Raw genomic sequence first — 17352 nt, forward strand, 5'->3', positions numbered from 1 at the left:
GTTGGCCGCTTCAAGGCGAAGGGCGAGACGCCAAATAAATGCCGGGCAAGATCAGCGCCGCGCCCATCAGGTGGTGCCAACCCATGGCTTCACCCAGCACCAGCCAAGCGGCCAAGCCGCCATACAAGGGGCCCAGGTACAAACTGACGGCCACGCGGCTGGCGCCCAAGACCTTTTGGCAAAAGCCATAGGCCCAATACGCCCCAATGCCCGGCAACAAGCCCGCGGCCACCACCAACAGCGTGGCCTGCCAAGTCCAAGCGGGTGTGTCGGCTTGAACGAATTCCCAAGCGGCAAAGGGCAGCAGCACCAGCATGCCGCCCATGCAAATCGCAGCCAAACGCGCGGTGGAACCCAGCGGTGTGGGCCACTTTTTTTGCAGCAAGGCATAAGCAGCCCACGACACCATGGCCAGCACGATCCAGCCGTCACCGGCAACCCATTGCACCTGGCCCAAGGCCAGCCACTGGCCTTTGACCACGACATGGAACACGCCCGCCATGGCGATTACCACGCCCACGCTCTGGCGCACAGAAAACCGCTCGCCCAGCCACCACACCGCCGCCACGGCGATGATCACGGGGGAGGCGGCGTAAATGAGCGCAATGTTCATGGCCGAGGTGGTTTTTGCGCCTTGGTAAACCCAGGCCCCGCAAATCAACATGCCCAAGGCCCCCAAGACCAAGTAGCGGCCCGCATCGCGCAGCGTGCTGTGCCGCTCGCGCCACAGTTCACTGCGTGCAATGAATGCCAGGATCACCCCCGCCAAAGCCCACCGGCCCAAGGCCAACATGTGGGGCTCCACCACGCCGATGGCGCTGCGTGCCACGATGTAATTGACCGACCACAAGGCCGGTGTCACCCACATCAACCACGAGGCGATGCGGATGCGGGATTCAGAGGTATTCAGCAAAGACATGACACCGATTGTGCAGGCCAAAAAAAACCGCCCCGGTTTGTGGTGGCCGGGGCGGTTGGAGACTCAGACGCCGGAGGGGCGCAGAAGCTGATTTTTAAGCCAGACGCGACTGGAGCGCTGCTTTGGTGTCCAGCAAGGCCTGGGGCAGGTGGTAACTCAGCTGCGCAAAGTGTTCGTCGTGCAGTTTGAACTCGGCTTGCCAGGCGGCTTTGTCGATGCTGGTGACGGACTTGAATTGCTCAGCGCTGAACGCGATGCCGTTCCAGTTGATTTCGCTGTAGGTGGGCACGATGCCGAACATGGTCTCTTCGCCCTGGGCTTTGCCTTCCAGGCGGTCGATCATCCACTTGAGCACGCGCATGTTGTCGCCATAGCCTGGCCAGACAAACGCGCCGTCTTCGCCCTTGCGGAACCAGTTCACGCAGTACATGGCGGGCAACTTGTGGCCAGCGGCTTGCGCCTTGGCGCCGGTGTCGAGCCAGTGCTGGAAGTAGTCGCTCATGTTGTAGCCGCAAAACGGCAGCATGGCGAACGGGTCGCGGCGCACCACGCCTTGCGCGCCAAAGGCGGCGGCAGTCGTCTCCGAGCCCATGGTCGCGGCCATGTACACGCCCTCGGTCCAGCTGCGCGCTTCGGTGACCAGTGGCACGGTGGTCGAGCGGCGGCCGCCGAACATGAAGGCGTCGATCGGCACGCCTGCAGCGTCGTCCCAAGCGGGGTCGAGTGCCGGGTTGTTGGTCGCAGCCACCGTGAAGCGGGCGTTGGGGTGAGCGGCTTTGGCGCCGGTCTCTTTGGCGATCTGGGGGGTCCAGTCCTTGCCTTGCCAGTCGATCAAATGGTCGGGCAGTTGGCCGGTGTCCTTTTCCATGCCTTCCCACCACACGTCGCCGTCGTCCGTCAGGGCCACGTTGGTGAAGATCACGTCCTTGTTCAGGCTCAGCATGCAGTTGGGGTTGGTCTTCATGTTGGTGCCGGGGGCCACGCCAAAGTAACCGGCTTCGGGGTTGATGGCGACCATCTTGCCGTTGGTGTGGGGCTTGATCCAGGCGATGTCGTCGCCGATGGTGGTGACTTTCCAGCCTTCAAAGACAGTTGGCGGCACCAGCATCGAGAAGTTGGTTTTGCCGCAGGCGCTGGGGAAAGCAGCCGCCACGTGGTATTTTTTGCCCTGGGGGTTGGTCACGCCCAAAATCAGCATGTGCTCGGCCAACCAGCCCTGGCTACCGGAGGGGCCCCCTGCGGCTTCCCGGCCCATGTTGGAGGCGATGCGCAGCGCAAAGCACTTCTTGCCCAAGAGCGCGTTGCCGCCGTAGCCCGAACCATAAGACCAGATTTCGCGGGTCTCGGGGTAGTGCACGATGTATTTGGTGGAGGGGTTGCAAGGCCAGGATGTGGTGTCCTTTTCACCTGCGGCCAACGGCGCGCCCACGGTGTGCATGCACGGCACAAAGTCGCCGTCGGTGCCCAGCACGTCGAACACCGCCTTGCCCATGCGGGTCATGATCTTCTGGTTCACCACCACGTAGGCGCTGTCGCTCAGCTCGATGCCGATGTGGCTGATGTGCGAGCCCAAGGGGCCCATCGAGAAAGGCACCACATACATCGTGCGGCCTGCCATGCAGCCGTCAAACAGCGGGTTCAGGGTAGCGCGCATTTGCGCAGGTTCCATCCAGTTGTTGGTCGGGCCTGCGTCTTCTTTTTGGGCCGAGCAGATGAAAGTGCGGTCTTCCACTCGGGCCACGTCCGAAGGGTCGGAACAAGCCAAGAAAGAGTTGGCGCGCTTGGCGGGGTTGAGCTTTTTGAAGGTGCCTGCGGCCACCAACTCTGCGCACAGGCGGTCGTACTCTTCTTGCGAGCCGTCGCACCAATGAATGTTGGCCGGCTTGCACAGGGCGGCCATTTCGGCGACCCAGGCGATCAGTTTGGCGTTCTTGACGTATTTGGGCGTATTCAGGTTCAGGCCCTGCATCACGGGTGAGTTCATGGGAAGTGCTCCAAGTTTAAAAATCGTTTTTTCAAAACCTCTGCGCAGGGGCTTTGAAAAAACGGCTGTGGGGCTGAGATACTGAAGGCTTTGGCCGCTTGAAAAAGCGGATGTCACGGCGTTGTCACCAACGGGCCTCGATTTTAGGGAGGCTGCCTGTTTCGTGCCTGTCAGCTGGGCTGAAAACCTCTTTAAAACTATGCAAAATAAGCATGACATTATGCGGGTTACTGTGGGTTCTGGTTTCAAGCCTCTGCGGCGCTTTGGATTGTTGGCGGTTTTAGCGGCATCGTGGTTCGCTCCGTGGGCGGCACAGGCGCAAAGCCCGACCCGCATCAAAATCGCTGCCGCCAGCAACCTGAAGTTTGTGATGGCTGACTTGGCAACCCACTACAGACAACAAACAGGCGTTCAGGTCGATGTGAATCTGGGTGCTTCGGGCAACCTGGCGCGGCAAATTTTGCAGGGCTTGCCGGTTGAGCAATTCATCTCGGCCGACGAGGTTTGGGTGGCCGAACTGGCCAAAGCCGGGCATACCGTGGACGGAGGGCAGCGTTACGCCACGGGCCGCCTGGCGTTGATCGTGCCCAAAAACTCAGCGCTGCCGCTGGCCCAAGGCTTGGTGGCGGTGGTGCGTTCGATGAAGCCGGGCGACAAATTCGCCATCGCCAACCCGGCGCTGGCCCCCTATGGCGTGGCCGCCGTCCAGGCTTTGCAGCGTGCCGGAGTCGGGCCGCTGCCTGCGCACCAGAAAGTGCTGGGCGACCACATCGGTCAGTCCACCCAGTTTGTCGCCACGGGCGCAGCGCAGGCGGGCATCTCCGCTCTGGCCCTGGCCCAGGCCCCCGAGATCGCCCACAGCTTGCAGGTCTTGCCGTTGTCCGCTGATTTGCACGCCCCCCTGCACCAGCGCATGGTGCTGCTCAAGGGCGCGGGTGCGGCGGCGGCAGACTGGCACCGGTTTTTGCTTAGCCCGTCCGCGCAGGCGGTGTTTGTGCGGCACGGTTACGCCTTGCCGCAATAATCCAGCCCCACACCCCACATTTCAGCTCAGCCTTCAAAACCCACACCATGGATTGGTCTGCCCTTCACGTATCCCTGAGCCTGGCCGCTCTGACCACCTTGGCTTTGCTGCCAGTGGGTTTGGCGCTGGCCCGCTGGCTGGCCGTGACCGCCTGGGCCGGGCGGCCGGTGGTCGAAGCGTTGCTGCTGCTGCCCTTGCTGTTGCCCCCCACCGTGATCGGGTTTTACTTTTTGGTGGCCTTTGGCCAGGGCAGTGCCTTGGGCGCTTGGCTGGCGGCCTCGGGCATTCGGCTGGTGTTCACCCTCGAAGGTTTGCTGTTGGTGAGCGTGCTGGTCAATTTGCCTTTCATGGTGCAACCCATTCAACGCGCCTTTGCCGCGGTGCCGCACAGCTTGCGGGAGGCGGCTTGGGTGTCGGGCTTGTCCGCTTGGCAGACGTTTTGGCGCATCGAATTGCCGCTGGCCTGGCCTGGTTTGCTGGCGGGCATGGCGCTCACCGTGGCCCACACCCTGGGCGAATTTGGCGTGGTGCTCATGGTGGGCGGCAACATCGAAGGCGAGACGCGCACCCTGTCGGTCTCGCTCTATGACAAGGTGCAGGGCATGGATTTGCAGTCGGCCCATGTCATGGCGCTGGCGCTGGTGGGCGTGTCTTTGCTGGCGCTCACGCTGGTGTTGGCCTTTGACCGGGTGGGCCAACGTGGCCGCGCCTTGCAGGAGCGCTGATGCAAGGCTTGCAGGTGCAACTGCGCTCGGCCAGCCCGATTCGGCTGGAAGCCGAATTTGACTGCGGCGCGGGCGAGTTGGTGGCCCTGGTTGGGCCGTCTGGCAGTGGCAAAACCAGCATGCTGCGCGCCATTGCCGGGCTGTTGACGCCGGCCGATGTGCAAGGCCAGATTCGGGTGGCGGGCCAGGCATGGCTGGACACGGCAGTGGGCGTGCAGCTCAGCCCGCAAGAGCGTCGGGCGGGTCTGGTGTTCCAGCATTACGCGCTTTTTCCGCACATGACGGCGCAAGCCAATGTGGCGCTGGCCGCTGGGTCTGGCTGGTCGAGCGCCGATGTGCAGACTTTGCTGGCCCGTTTGGGGCTGGCCACGCTGAGTCAGCGCAGGCCCTCGCAACTGTCTGGTGGTCAGCAGCAGCGCGTGGCGTTGGCGCGGGCGCTGGTGCGTGTCATGCCGACGCCCTCTTGGGCTTCAACCCCGACCCCGACCTGTTTGCCCGGTGTGTTGTTGCTGGACGAGCCCTTTTCGGCGGTGGACGCGCCCACACGCCAGACGCTGTACCGCGAGCTGGCCGCGCTGCGCCAAAAGGTGTCGGTGCCCATGCTGCTCGTGACACACGACCTGGCAGAGGCCCGCCGCCTGGCCGACCGGGTGGTGATCGTGGACGCGGGCCAGACCCTGCAAACCGGCGAGCCCGCCCGTGTGTTTGCCAGCCCGCGCAACGCCCGGGTGGCCGAACTGGTGGGCATTCAAAACCACTTTGAGGGCCGCTTTTTAAAGGACCAAGCCGGCTGGGGGCGCTTGCGCTGGACCGATGCGGCACCCTCAGACGCTGGACTGGACTTGGCGGTGTTCGACAAGAACAAGATCGACGACGGCACCCCGGTGACTTGGGTGCTGAACGGGGAACAGGTGGACGTGATGGCCGATGGCGAGGCGCCCAGCCTTGCGCCGCTGGGCCACACCCGTTTGCGTTGCCAGTTGCTGGAGGTCTTGTCGTTGGGTGAAATCAGTTTGTGCACGCTCAGGCCCGAAGCCTTGCCCTGCCAAACCATCACCTTGAACCTGACCAGCCGCCTGTTGCAGCGTTTGCAGGTCGTCTCTGGTGGCTGGGTTCAGCTTCAGATCGCGCCAGAGGCGCTGCACATCATGCCGGTGCGCACAAAATAAAACCCGCAAAGCGCGCGCTGTTGCGGGTTGGGCTTGGAGGGTGCGGCCTTGGCGGGGCACCCGACGGGGACGGGGCTTCAGGCCATGACCACGGCAATGAAGGCCAACAAGAAAATCAACACGGCACCTGCGGCCGGGATGACCACGGGAATGTGCTTGACCACGTTTTCCACGGGGTCGTCAGAATTGTGTGCGTCGTTGTGATTGGACATGGGGGACCTCAGAACAAGAATGGCGGTATTGTAGCCATGACCGGCTGGCGGGCCACTGACAACCCGGCTCACATCAGGGCATAGGTGGTGTTGGCCCGAAAAACGCTCTTGCCGTCGTCGGCCCCGGCCAAGTCAATCTCGCCAAAGGCCATGGCCTTGCCTGCGCGCAGCACCCGCGCCGTGACCAGCGCGTCCTGGCCTGACAGCGGTTTCATGAAGCTGCTGGACAGCTGCACGGTGCCGCAGGGCCGGAACTGCCCAAAGTGGCTGATCAGCGCCAGCACCATGGCCGTGTCGGCGGCCGCCATCATGGCCTGACCGCACAGCATGCCGCCCACCCGCGACAACTGGTCGCTTTGCGGCAAGCGCAGTGTCACGCTGTCGGCATCGAAACGCTCGACCTGCAGGTTCAGCGACTGCACCCAAGGGGCGAACAATTCTGCCAAGGCTTGTTGCAAGGTGTCGCGGCTCACTGGGGGCTGGGAAGGTGTCATGGCTGGCTTGGGGCGAGGTGCGGGTCGGGGCAGGCCCAGCGGGTTGAGGATTCCCTGGGATTATCCCGTGCGATGGCGATGGCGATGGCGATGCGGGGCAAGCTGCATTTTCTGCCGGTGAGCCAGCTATCGCCCTGGGCACAGGCAGGGCGCACCTGCCGACTTAAACTGAAAGGTCTCATTCACCGACCAGCAGGCATGGCATGAACCGTTTTTCACCGTCCACTCCCCGCATCCCCGGCATCCGCTTTGTGCATTCGCCGGGGCCCACCCATGTGCCCGACGAGGTCATGCACGCCATGCAGCGGCCCATGACCGATTTGTCCGACCCTCGGGTGGCGGCCATGATTGCCGAATGTGAAAGCGGCATGAAGCGGCTGCTGCGCAGTCCGCGCTCTGATGTGTTCTTGTTTGCCAGCAACGGGCACGGCATGTGGGAGTCGGCGGCGGCCAACCTGGCCTCGGCGAAGCACACTTTGCTGTTGGCGGGTTCGGGCCATTTCTCGGACCAGTGGGCCCTCCAGATCGAGGGCATGGGCATCGCCTTGCAGCGTACGCCTTACCAAGAGGGTCACCCCTTTGACGTGGCTGCGATCGAGCAAGCCCTGCGCGAAGACACCAGCCACCGCATCAGCGCGGTGCTGGTGGTCCACACCGACACGGCCAGCGGCGTGACCAGCGATTTGGCGGCGGTGCGCCGCGCCATCGACGCGGCGGCGCACCCGGCGTTGTATGTGGTGGACGTGGTGGCCTCGCTGGCCGCCAGCCCGTTTGACATGGACGCCTTGTGCGTGGACGTGGCCCTGGGCAGCTCGCAAAAGGGTTTGATGATGCCGCCTGGTTTGGGCTTTGTGGCCGTGAACGCCAAAGCCATGGAATGGTCAGCCCGCCACGCCGAACCGCGTTTTTACTGGGACTGGCAACGCCGCGACAGCGACAACCAGTCGGCCAAGTTTTGCGGCACGCCGCCGCTGGCCCACATCGCCGGGCTGGAGATGGCCATTGCCTTGCTCGAAGAAGAAGGCTTGCCCAATGTCTGGGCGCGCCACCAACGTCTGGCGGGCGCGGTGCATGCAGCGGTCGAGCGCTGGGCAGTGCCGGAGGCCATGCGGTTTCATGCCCGCTTGCCCGAGACACGCTCGGCCTCGGTCACCGCCATCGAGGTGGCCCCGGGCATCGACCCCGAAGCGCTGCGCACGGTGGCGCGCGAACGCTTTCAGGTCGCCATGGCGGGGGGCTTGGGGCCTTTGGCCGGACGGGTGTTTCGCATCGGCCATCTGGGCGACATGAACGAGCCCATGATTTTGGGCGCGCTGGCCGGTATCGAGGCGGCCATGACGGTGCAAAAAATCCCCTTTGGCACCGATGGTGTCGCGGCGGCGGTGGCGTTCTTGGCGGCGCAGACCTGAGCCGGCGTGCCTCACGTTCAGGGCGCATGCGGATTTTTGGGGTTACCCATCCACGCCGTCAAAGAAGAGCGCATGGCTTCTTCCACCGACATGTCCAGCACCTGCACCCAATCGCGGGGCACAAACACGGTGTAGCCACCAATCATGTAGCCCATGGGCAGGTACACCGCCAGGTGCTGCTGGGTTTGCGCATCCAGGGGCAAATCGGCCAGGCTTTGGCGCGTGACCAAGCCGATGATGGACAAGTCGGTGTTCGGTTTTTTCAGCAACACCACCTGTTGCACGTCGCGTTCGTGGGGCGCGAAATAGTCGGCAAAACTTTTCAGCGACGAGTAGATGCTTTTGACCAAGGGCAAATTGGTGAAGGGCAATTCAACCCAGTCCAGCACCCGCGTCATGAAGGGCTGCGACACCAAAAAGCCCAGCACCAAAATGAACCCGGTGCCCAGCACAATGCCCAGGCCCGGCAGGTAAAAGTCACCGGTGATCGGGCCCAGTAAACGCATGGCCGAGGCTTCGACCCAGGCGACGAACAGGTAGAGCACGTAGACCGTGAGACCCACCGGCAAAAAGCTGATCAGACCCCGAAAAAAATAAGCGTAGAGGCGTTTCATGCCCGAGATTGTGACCGGGTGAGAAAAAACCGAAAGCACAGGGGATAGACGAGTCCCCGGGTGCTGCTGCATGATGCTCGGCTTATGAACTCTTCCATCCTTGTTTTGGGCGCGGGCATGGTGGGCACCTGCACCGCCTTGCATTTGCAGCAGCGCGGCTTTGACGTGACGCTGGTGGACCGGCGTGCGCCGGGCCAAGAAACATCCATGGGCAATGCGGGCCTGATCCAGCGCGAGGCGGTCGAGCCTTATGCCTTTCCGCGTGAGCCGGGCTTTTTGCTGGACGTGGCCTTGGGGCGCGGTGCCCAAGTGCATTGGCACGCCCAAGGGCTGTGGCAAATGGGCAGAGCGCTGCTGCGCTACCGGCACCACTCGCACCCCCAGCGTCATACGCAGGCCACCCAAGCCTACAGCCGCCTGATCGCCCACGCCACGGCTGAACATGATCCGCTGATCGCGGCGGCGGAGGCGCAAGACTTGGTCTCGCGGGAAGGTTTTCGCTTTGTGTTCCGCACGGCCGAAGCGTTCGACGCGGCGGCGCAGCGGGCCGAAGATTTGCACACGCGTTTTGGTGTGCGCTCCCAAGCAGAAAACACGGCCCAATTGGCGCTGGCCGAACCGGCCTTGCAAAAACCCTTGGCCGGCGCGGTGCACTGGCTGGACCCGTGGGCAGTGAATGACCCGGGCGCCTTGGTGCAGCGCTATGCCGACCTGTTTGTGGCGCGTGGCGGCCGTGTGTTGACGGGGGACGCGGCCAGCTTGCAGGCGCAGGGCGCGGAATGGTCGGTGCACACCACCGAAGGCCTGGTGCATGCCCAGCAGGCTGTGCTGGCGCTGGGGCCCTGGTCCGATGGTTTGATCCGCACGCTGGGTTACCACTACCCGCTGTTCATCAAACGCGGCTACCACCAGCACTACACCCCGCCCGTCCCAGTGCGGCAACCCCTGCTCGACGCCGAGCGCGGCTATGTGCTGGCGCCCATGCAACGCGGCTTGCGCCTGACCACCGGGGCCGAGTTTGCCCCCATCGATGCCCCGCCCACGCCGGTGCAACTGGCCAAGGCCGAAGCGCTGGCGCGGGAATGGATCGACCTGGGCCAGCCCCTGCCCGAGCCGCCTTGGCTCGGCGCACGCCCTTGCACGGCGGACATGTTGCCCGTGATGGGCCCGGCACCGCGACACCCTGGGCTGTGGTTCAACTTTGGCCACGCGCACCAGGGCTTCACCATGGGCCCGGTGGCCGGTCGACTGCTGGCCGAGATGGTTGGCGGTGAGCCGACTTGCGTCGATCCGATGCCTTATGGGCCCGGGCGGTTTGGGTGATCAGGGCCGGCGCATTGGAAGCCAGCGCTCGGGTTTGGCTGGGGCCAGATACCAGTTTCAGCACACCCGGTAAAAGCTCAAAAACACCCCATCGGGTGCCCGCCGCCCGCTGCCGATGAACTGGCTCTCGCTCAGCCAGGCCCATTGCGGCGCGGTGGCTTCAAGCTTGGGTTGGCAGCGAAAGTAAACCTCGTCCGGGTTGACTGGCTGGCCGCTCATGATGCGCTGCGAGTTCTCGAGCGAGGCCACGCGCAAGGCGGTGTTTTGCACAAACACCCGGCTGCCATCGTCCAGCTCGATCACATAGCGCGCGTCCAGATGCGCTTGCGTGCCGCCTTCCAAGATCAGCTGAAAGTCGGCACCCCCGGCCAACACTTTGCCGTTCACGCGGGGGCCGGTGACGTTGCCACCGGTGATGGGGATCATGCGGCGCAAACCGGCGGGTGTGTGGCCCACTTCCACCGGCGCGGCAATGGTCACGGCCAGGTCGCACAGGTGTTCGAGTTGGGGTGGGGGAAGGGTTTCGGTCATGGGCGGCCTTTGCACGGTGGGCTCATTATCGGGTCTCACTCATGCGCCCCGCCCATCAGAACGATGAAGCTTCTTTTGGGTAAACCTTGGGTCGATCCTCTTGTGACGACCTATCGGCCCGACCCGTTCGCTGGTTGGGCTTGTCATTTGGGAGGCGCGCTGGTGTCAGTCCAGACTCAAACCGATCTTGCGCGACACCGCGCCCCACTTGGCAAAGTCCTTGGCCACTTTGGCGACCGCCTGCTCGGGTGTGCTGCCCATCACGGTCTGGTCGGATGCCCTGAGGCGCTCGGTGGCTTCTGGGGTGCGCAGCGCGTCAACCACCGCTTGGCGGAATTTGGCCACGATGTCATCGGGCACTTGTTTGGGGGCCATCAAGATCAGGCTGAAGTCGGCCTCATAGCCTTTCACCCCAGCTTCGTCCATGGTGGGCACTTCGGGCAAAGAGGGCGCTCGCGCTTGGCCCGACACCGCCAGCGCCGTCAACTTGCCCGAGCGCACATGGGGCAGCACCGTGGGCCCGGCCAGCAGACCGCAAGGCACCTGGTTGGCCAGCACGTCCTGCATGGCGGGGGCCGGGCCTTTGTAGGGGATGTGCGTCATCTGCATGCCGGTCATGCTCAGCAGCAATTCTGTGGACAAGTGCCCCGGCACACCCGCGCCGCCGGAGGCATAGCTCAAGGGCATGGTTTTGGATTTGGCGATCAGCTCGGACACTGTTTTGACACCCAGCGAAGGGTTGCACACCAGGGTCTGGCTGAACGAAGACAGCACGCTGATGGGCTTCAAGTCATCGAGCTTAAAGGGCATGGATTTGTAAACATGCGGGTTGACGGTGAGCAGCGTGTCGGTCGCGAACAAAAAGGTGTAGCCATCGGGAGCGGCCCGCGCCACGGTGGCCGCACCGATGTTGCCACCGGCCCCGGGCTGGTTCTCGATCACGATGGGTTGCTTGAGGTTGGCCAGTATTCTTTCGGCCGCTGTGCGCATGACCAGATCAGTGGGCCCGCCGGGTGGAAAAGGAATGACGACTTTGATGGGGCGCTGAGGCCAGGCTTGGGCCAGGGCGCTGCTGCTGACAGCCAAAGCCAACAAAACCGATGCGGTCCAGCCCAGGTGGCGAAAACTCAGGGATGCAATCATGTGTAACTCCTGACAAATTGAAAGGCGTTAGCCTAGCAGACCCACAAACACGTTTTGCACGTCGTCGTTGTTGTCGATCGCGCCCAAGAAGGCTTCGACTTCTTCGAGTTGTTCGGCGCTCAGGTTGGCCGGGTCGACCGGGTTTTTGGGTTTGTAGCCCAGCTTGGCCGACACCACGGTGAAGCCGTGTTCGGGCAGGGCGCGGCTGACCAGGTCCAGGTCGGTCGCCTCGCTGATGAACACCGTCACACCGTCTTCGTCGGCAGGCTCAAAGTCTTGCGCGCCCGCTTCGATGGCGGCCAGCTCGGGGTCGGCGCCGGCCTGGGCGGGTTCGGCTTCGATGAAACCCACATGGTCAAAGTCCCAAGACACCGAGCCTGAAGTGCCTTGCTGGCCCTTGCGAAACAGCACGCGCATCTCTGACGCGCTGCGGTTGACGTTGTCGGTCAGCACCTCGATCATCACCGGCACTTGGTGCGGTGCAAAGCCTTCGTAGATCACGCGCTCAAAGCTGACCGCATCGCCCAGCAGGCCTGCGCCTTTCTTGATGGCGCGCTCCAGCGTTTCCTTGGGCATGGACACCTTGCGGGCTTGCTCGACCACCAAGCGCAGGCGCGAGTTGGCGGACGGGTCAGCGCCATTGCGCGCCGCGATCATGATGTCCTTGGCCAAGCGGCCAAACAATTTGCCGCGGGCATCGGCTGCCTGTGCCTTGCCTTTTGCTTTCCACTGCGCGCCCATGGGGTCTTCCTTGTTTTGGGATCAAAGCGGAGAGTTTAAGCGCTCGCCCATCTCAAGCTTTCGTCAAACGCGGGTCTCACAGGTCACAGGCGACCGGGTCTGGGAGGGCAATAATGGCCGATCAGACACAACGCTGCCCATGAACCACCCTGCCTTGCCTTTGTTTCCCGGTTTTGCCCACCACCTGCTGGAGGTCAGCCCCGGCATCTCGATCTCGGCCATGGTGGGGGGTCAGGGGCCCGGCTTGTTGCTGCTGCACGGCCACCCGCAAACCCTGGCCATCTGGCACAAAGTGGCCCCCACGCTGGCGCAGCACTTCACTGTGGTGGCGGCCGACTTGCGCGGCTATGGCGATTCGTCCAAGCCTGAAGGCGGGCCAGACCACGCGGCTTATGCCAAACGCAGCATGGCGCAAGACCAGGTGAGCCTGATGCAGCACCTGGGCTTTGCCCGCTTTGCGGTGCTGGCGCACGATCGGGGTGCCCGGGTGGCGCACCGGTTGGCCATGGACCATGGGGATGCGGTCAGCCGCATGGTCCTGCTCGACATTGCGCCCACCTTGGCCATGTACGCGCAGACCACCGAGGCCTTTGCACGCGCTTATTGGCACTGGTTCTTTTTGATCCAGCCGCAGCCCCTGCCCGAGCGCCTGATCCAGGCCGACCCAGCGGCCTATGTGACCGATGTGATGGGCAAGCGCAGCGCCGGGTTGGCGCCGTTCGATGCGCGCGCCTTGGCCGAATACCAGCGCTGCCTGGCCCTGCCGGGTGCCGCGCATGGCCTGTGCGAAGACTACCGGGCGTCTGCAGGCATTGACCTGGTGCACGACCGAGAGGACATCGCGCAAGGGCGGCGGCTGGAGATGCCGCTGCAGGTGCTGTGGGGCGCGCAAGGCGTGGTGCAGCGCTGTTTTGAGCCGCTCCAGGAATGGCAAAAAGTGGCCACACAGGTCACAGGGCAAGCCTTGCCCTGCGGCCATTACATCGCCGAAGAAGCCCCTGAGGCCCTGCTGGCCAAGGCCTTGCCGTTTTTGCAAGGGCTGAAGGCATGAGCCAGCACAACCGGCGCGGCATCGTCACCATGACCGGGGCGATGGTGTTTTTTGTGGTCAACGATGCGCTGGTCAAGTGGGTCAGCGCCGACCTGTCCACACCGCAACTGATTTTTGTGCGCGGCGTGATGACCACCGCGCTGTTGTTGGCCCTGGCTGGGTGGATGGGCCAGCTGCAGCACTGGCGCACCACGTTGACGCGCTCGGTGCCTGCCCGCGCCGTGGTCGACAGCCTGGCGTCCTTCACCTACCTCACGGCGGTGTTTCACATCCCTTTGGGCAACGCCACGGCGATCAATTTGGCGGGTCCGCTGTTCCTGACTTTGATGGCGGTGTTCTTTTTGCACGAGCGGGTCACACCGGGCCGCTGGGCGCTCACCTTGTTGGGCTTTGCTGGCGTACTGTTGGTGGTGCAGCCGCGCATGGGGGACTTCAATGGCTATGCCTTGCTGTGCTTGTTTGCGGCGGTGCTGCACGCGGGCCGAGATTTCATGACGCGCCTGGTGCCCGCTCAGGTGCCTTCACTGCTGATCACTTTGTCCACCTCCACCATGGTGATGTTGCTGGCGGGCGTGTGGAGTGTGTTCGAGCCCTGGAAGCCCATGACCACTCAGCACCTGTGGCTGCTGTTCGGCGCGTCGCTGTGTCTGGCGGCGGGTTACCACTTGCTCACGCTCAGCATGCGGCTGGGCGACATGAGCGTGATTGGGCCATTTCGCTACAGCGGCTTGTTGGTGGCGCTGGTGCTGGGTTACCTGATGTGGGGCGATGTGCCGAATCTTTTGGCTTGGTGCGGCATTGCGCTGGTGGTGGCCGCGGGGCTGGGGCTGTTGCAGGCGGAGCGCAGGCGCAAGCAGGCCTTGCTGGTGCGTTGATCACCGATCCCCCGTCGGGCCTTTGCGGTCCGACATCCCCGTAGGTCGGGCCTTTACGGTCCGACAGCTCTTCTTTCGCGAAGCGACTTTTAAAACGGCGACGGTGTGCCACCCGCGATGTCGGACCTGAAAGCGCCGACCGGCAAAAAGACACCGGTGTTGTCATGGCCTGGTTTTATCCAAGGCTTGGTCGATGTCCCACAGGATGTCGTCCAGGTTTTCCAAGCCCACCGAGATGCGCACCATGTCGGGCGGCACACCTGCGGCCAGTTGCTGGGCTTCGTCCAGCTGCCGGTGTGTGGTGCTGGCGGGGTGGCTGATCAGGGTGCGGGTGTCGCCGATGTTGACCAGGTGGCTCATGAACTGGGCAGATTCGATGAAGGTCACGCCCTGCGCCAAACCGCCTTTCACCCCAAACGCCAACAGGCCCGAGGCCCCGCGCATCTGGCGCTGCATCAGGGCGTGCTGCGGGTGGTCGGGCAGGCCAGGGTAATTGACCCAGGCCACACGCGGGTCGGCCTGCAAAAACATTGCCACGCCCAATGCGTTGTCGCAGTGCTTTTGCATGCGCAGGGGCAAGGTCTCGACCCCTTGCAGGATCTGCCAGGCGCTCATGGGGCTGAGCGCCGCACCAAACACGCGCAGACTCTCCATGCGGCAGCGCATGGAAAAGCCAAAGTCGCCAAAGGTCTCGTAAAACTTCACGCCGTGGTAGCCCTTGGACGGCTCGGTCATGCCCGGAAACTTGCCGTTGTCCCAAGGGAATTTGCCACTCTCGACCACCACGCCACCCAAGGTGGTGCCGTGGCCCGCCAGGTATTTGGTGGCCGAATGCACCACGATGTCGGCTCCCAATGCGAGCGGATTGCACAGCAGCGGGCTGGGCACGGTGTTGTCGATGATGAGCGGCACGCCGTGCGCGTGGGCCACCTCGGCCACGGCCGCGATGTCCAGCACCACCATGCTCGGGTTGCCCAGGCTTTCGGCGTACACCGCCCGGGTGTTGGGGCGCATGGCGGCGGCAAAAGCTTCGGGCTGGGTCGCGTCCACAAAGGTGGTCTCAATGCCGAACTTGGCCAGGCTCACGGCCAGCATCGTCACCGAGCCGCCATACAAAGCGCCAGCGGCCACCACATGGTCGCCTGATTGCAAGAGGGTCATCAGTGCCATGGTTTCGGCCGCCATGCCCGAGGCACTGGCCACCCCGGCGCGCCCGCCTTCGAGTGCTGCCACGCGTTCTTCGAGCACCGCCACCGTGGGGTTGCTCAGGCGTGAATACACATTGCCAAAGGTCTGCAGGTTGAACAGCGATGCCGCGTGCTCGGCGCTGTCAAACACAAAGCTGCTGGTTTGGTAAATCGGCAAGGCGCGTGCGCCGGTGGCCGCATCGGGAATTTGCCCAGCATGGATGGCCAGGGTTTCGGGGTGAAATTGGCGGTCGGTCATGGTGTTCTTATACCAGCCGCCGCGCCGAGATGATCCCGGTGTTCACGCCCACCCAGTTCAGGCCACCAAACAGCCGGGCGTGCTCGATCTTCACGCAGCGGTTGCTCACCGAATCCAGCCCGGCTTGCCTTGCCAGCGCATCGGCCTCGGGGTTGGCCACGCCCAACTGTTGCCACAAACAAAGAGCGCCGATGGCAACGGCTTGCTCGGTAATGGGGAGCACGTCTTCGGCGCGGCGAAACACATCGACCATGTCCACTTTGAAAGGGATGTCGCCCAGGCTGGCGTAACAGGTTTCGCCCAAGATCTCTTGGCCTGCATAGCGCGGGTTGATCGGCACGATTTTGAAGCCATGCGACTGCATGTACTTGGCCGCGAAATAGCTCGGCCGGTGCCACTCGGCCGACAAGCCCACCACGGCGATGGTGGGGCACGTTTTGAGGATGCGCCGCAGCGCGTGCAAATCATTGTGCATGGGGTTTCTTTCTCTGCTCAATACCGCGACTGCCCGCTGCGCTTCATCTGCCGCGAGGCCCAGGTGGCGCACAGCGACAGCACGCCGCACACGGCCATCACGCCCAGGTAGTGGCCGCTGTGGTCAAACACCGCACCGGCCAGCACCGGCCCGAGTAAATTGCCCACAGCCGCGCCACTGTACAAAGTGCCCACCACGCTGGCGACCGATTTGCCGCCAAAGTAATCCATGCAAATGGCCGGTAAAAGCGACACGATGGCGCCATAGCTGAGCCCAAACCACAGCGCGAACACCACCAGCAGTCCCTGCCCACCTGCCGTGCCCCACAGCGCATACGACGCGCCCATGGACAGCTGCATCAGCACCAGCGTTTGCGCCCTCCCCAGCCGGTCAGCCACCAGGCCGATGGCAAAGCGACCGACCAGGCTGCCCACGCCAATTAAGCCTACCAGGCCCACCGCAAACGCTTCGTCCAAACCCAAATCACGGGCCGAGGCCGAGACATGGGCAAAGGGGGTGAACATCACCGGCGAAGCCAGCACGATGGCCAGGTAAAGCCAACGGAACGTGGGGGTGCGCAGGGTTTCGCGCAAAGTCAGGCCCGTGGCCGAGCCGCCTGCTCCCGTGGCATGGGCCGCCGGTGCGCGCCGCAACAAAGCCGCTGCCAGCAAACCCAACACCAACACGCCCAGCGCCAACACCTGCATCGCCTCGCGCCAAGGCATGGAGCCAATGGCCATGGCCACCCCCACCGGCACCAGCAAGGTGCCCGCGCCCACGCCCGAGCTGGCGATGCCCCCGGCCAAGCCCCGACGGGTGGTGAACCAGGGTTGCACGCTGGCAATCGACGGTGTGTAGACGAGGGCAATGCCCAGGCCCACCAAAAAGCCGTAACTCACGTACACCGCCAGCAAGGACGTGGCCCAGCTGGTGGCCAGCAAGCCCCCCGCAATCATGGCCATGCCCGCCGAACACACGATGCGCGGCCCGTACCGGTCGGCCAGCATGCCGCCGCCCGCGCCCAGCACAAAGTAGACAAAGCCCGAGAGGCCAAAGATCCAGGACACATCGGCCCGCTGCGCCGAAAACTCGACGGCAAACGACTCAAAAAACGCCGCGAACGAATACGACACCCCGAAGATCAGCGCCAGGCAAGTAAAGGTGGCCCAGACCACCACCCAGGCATAGGGGGGTTCTTTCATGGTGTCTCCGGTGTT

At 63.7% G+C, this 17352-nt stretch carries 18 protein-coding genes; 7 read left to right on the top strand and 11 right to left on the bottom strand.

The window, feature by feature from the left end:
- Positions 1-10: 10 nt before the first annotated feature.
- Both Q0O99_RS01015 and Q0O99_RS01020 read right to left on the bottom strand, forming a co-directional pair.
- Positions 11-919 carry a DMT family transporter gene (locus Q0O99_RS01015; RefSeq protein WP_293747600.1) on the bottom strand — a complete coding sequence of 303 codons (909 nt, stop codon included), beginning with the start codon at positions 917-919 and terminating at the stop codon, positions 11-13.
- A gap of 94 nt (positions 920-1013) precedes the next feature.
- Entirely contained in the window at positions 1014-2903 is a 1890-nt protein-coding gene (locus tag Q0O99_RS01020) for a phosphoenolpyruvate carboxykinase (GTP) (protein ID WP_293747602.1), read from the bottom strand.
- A 220-nt stretch (positions 2904-3123) separates the two neighbouring features.
- Between Q0O99_RS01020 and modA the strand changes: the two genes are divergently transcribed.
- From modA to Q0O99_RS01035, 3 genes are read left to right on the top strand one after another with little or no spacing between them, the layout of a single operon-like run.
- Positions 3124-3927: a molybdate ABC transporter substrate-binding protein gene (gene modA, locus Q0O99_RS01025; RefSeq protein ID WP_293747604.1), complete on the top strand. Its 804-nt coding sequence runs from the start codon at positions 3124-3126 to the stop codon at positions 3925-3927.
- A 47-nt stretch (positions 3928-3974) separates the two neighbouring features.
- On the top strand, positions 3975-4652 hold the full coding sequence (gene modB / locus Q0O99_RS01030; RefSeq protein ID WP_293747606.1) for a molybdate ABC transporter permease subunit: 678 nt from the start codon (positions 3975-3977) through the stop codon (positions 4650-4652).
- Positions 4652-5821 (top strand): ABC transporter ATP-binding protein, encoded by a 1170-nt coding sequence (locus Q0O99_RS01035; RefSeq protein ID WP_293747608.1) that lies wholly within the window; start codon positions 4652-4654, stop codon positions 5819-5821. The genes modB and Q0O99_RS01035 overlap by 1 nt, the downstream gene beginning before the upstream one ends.
- Before the next feature lie 77 nt (positions 5822-5898).
- Here Q0O99_RS01035 and Q0O99_RS01040 read toward each other — a convergent pair whose 3' ends face one another.
- Together Q0O99_RS01040 and Q0O99_RS01045 are read right to left on the bottom strand one after the other, a co-directional pair.
- Positions 5899-6033 carry a hypothetical protein gene (locus Q0O99_RS01040; protein ID WP_293747609.1) on the bottom strand — a complete coding sequence of 45 codons (135 nt, stop codon included), beginning with the start codon at positions 6031-6033 and terminating at the stop codon, positions 5899-5901.
- Between the two features lie 68 nt (positions 6034-6101).
- Positions 6102-6527, bottom strand: a complete 426-nt coding sequence (locus Q0O99_RS01045) for a PaaI family thioesterase (protein WP_293747611.1) — start codon at positions 6525-6527, stop codon at positions 6102-6104.
- Positions 6528-6730: 203 nt separating this feature from the next.
- On the opposite strand from Q0O99_RS01045, the gene Q0O99_RS01050 reads away from it, so the two are divergent.
- Complete coding sequence (locus tag Q0O99_RS01050; protein WP_293747613.1) at positions 6731-7936, top strand: aminotransferase class V-fold PLP-dependent enzyme; 1206 nt, start codon at positions 6731-6733, stop codon at positions 7934-7936.
- A gap of 17 nt (positions 7937-7953) precedes the next feature.
- On the opposite strand, the gene Q0O99_RS01055 is transcribed toward Q0O99_RS01050, so the two are convergent.
- A complete protein-coding gene (locus tag Q0O99_RS01055) occupies positions 7954-8550 on the bottom strand; it encodes a DUF502 domain-containing protein (protein WP_293747615.1) in 597 nt (198 codons plus the stop codon).
- A gap of 84 nt (positions 8551-8634) precedes the next feature.
- Between Q0O99_RS01055 and Q0O99_RS01060 the strand changes: the two genes are divergently transcribed.
- Positions 8635-9873, top strand: coding sequence for an FAD-binding oxidoreductase (locus Q0O99_RS01060; protein ID WP_293747617.1), 1239 nt, complete (start codon positions 8635-8637; stop codon positions 9871-9873).
- Between the two features lie 57 nt (positions 9874-9930).
- On the opposite strand, the gene Q0O99_RS01065 is transcribed toward Q0O99_RS01060, so the two are convergent.
- The 3 genes from Q0O99_RS01065 to Q0O99_RS01075 all read right to left on the bottom strand — a co-directional run bounded on the left by Q0O99_RS01065 (position 9931) and on the right by Q0O99_RS01075 (position 12288).
- A complete protein-coding gene (locus Q0O99_RS01065) occupies positions 9931-10404 on the bottom strand; it encodes a DUF3237 domain-containing protein (protein WP_293747619.1) in 474 nt (157 codons plus the stop codon).
- A 165-nt stretch (positions 10405-10569) separates the two neighbouring features.
- Positions 10570-11547, bottom strand: a complete 978-nt coding sequence (locus Q0O99_RS01070; protein WP_293747621.1) for a tripartite tricarboxylate transporter substrate binding protein — start codon at positions 11545-11547, stop codon at positions 10570-10572.
- A gap of 27 nt (positions 11548-11574) precedes the next feature.
- Positions 11575-12288, bottom strand: a complete 714-nt coding sequence (locus Q0O99_RS01075; RefSeq protein WP_293747623.1) for a YebC/PmpR family DNA-binding transcriptional regulator — start codon at positions 12286-12288, stop codon at positions 11575-11577.
- A 139-nt stretch (positions 12289-12427) separates the two neighbouring features.
- Here Q0O99_RS01075 and Q0O99_RS01080 point away from each other — a divergent pair, with 139 nt between their 5' ends.
- Positions 12428-13339, top strand: a complete 912-nt coding sequence (locus tag Q0O99_RS01080) for an alpha/beta hydrolase (protein ID WP_293747625.1) — start codon at positions 12428-12430, stop codon at positions 13337-13339.
- Positions 13336-14214 (top strand): DMT family transporter, encoded by an 879-nt coding sequence (locus Q0O99_RS01085; protein ID WP_293747627.1) that lies wholly within the window; start codon positions 13336-13338, stop codon positions 14212-14214. Before Q0O99_RS01080 ends, Q0O99_RS01085 begins: the two co-directional genes overlap by 4 nt.
- A 162-nt stretch (positions 14215-14376) precedes the next feature.
- On the opposite strand, the gene Q0O99_RS01090 is transcribed toward Q0O99_RS01085, so the two are convergent.
- From Q0O99_RS01090 to Q0O99_RS01100, 3 genes are read right to left on the bottom strand one after another with little or no spacing between them, the layout of a single operon-like run.
- Complete coding sequence (locus Q0O99_RS01090) at positions 14377-15660, bottom strand: O-acetylhomoserine aminocarboxypropyltransferase/cysteine synthase family protein (RefSeq protein ID WP_293747629.1); 1284 nt, start codon at positions 15658-15660, stop codon at positions 14377-14379.
- A gap of 7 nt (positions 15661-15667) precedes the next feature.
- Positions 15668-16135 (bottom strand): CoA-binding protein, encoded by a 468-nt coding sequence (locus Q0O99_RS01095; protein ID WP_293747631.1) that lies wholly within the window; start codon positions 16133-16135, stop codon positions 15668-15670.
- 17 nt (positions 16136-16152) lie between these two features.
- Positions 16153-17337 carry an MFS transporter gene (locus Q0O99_RS01100; RefSeq protein ID WP_293747633.1) on the bottom strand — a complete coding sequence of 395 codons (1185 nt, stop codon included), beginning with the start codon at positions 17335-17337 and terminating at the stop codon, positions 16153-16155.
- Positions 17338-17352: the final 15 nt, after the last annotated feature.

Source organism: Limnohabitans sp. Rim8, assembly GCF_945901735.1.
Classification (GTDB): Bacteria; Pseudomonadota; Gammaproteobacteria; order Burkholderiales; family Burkholderiaceae_C; genus Limnohabitans_A.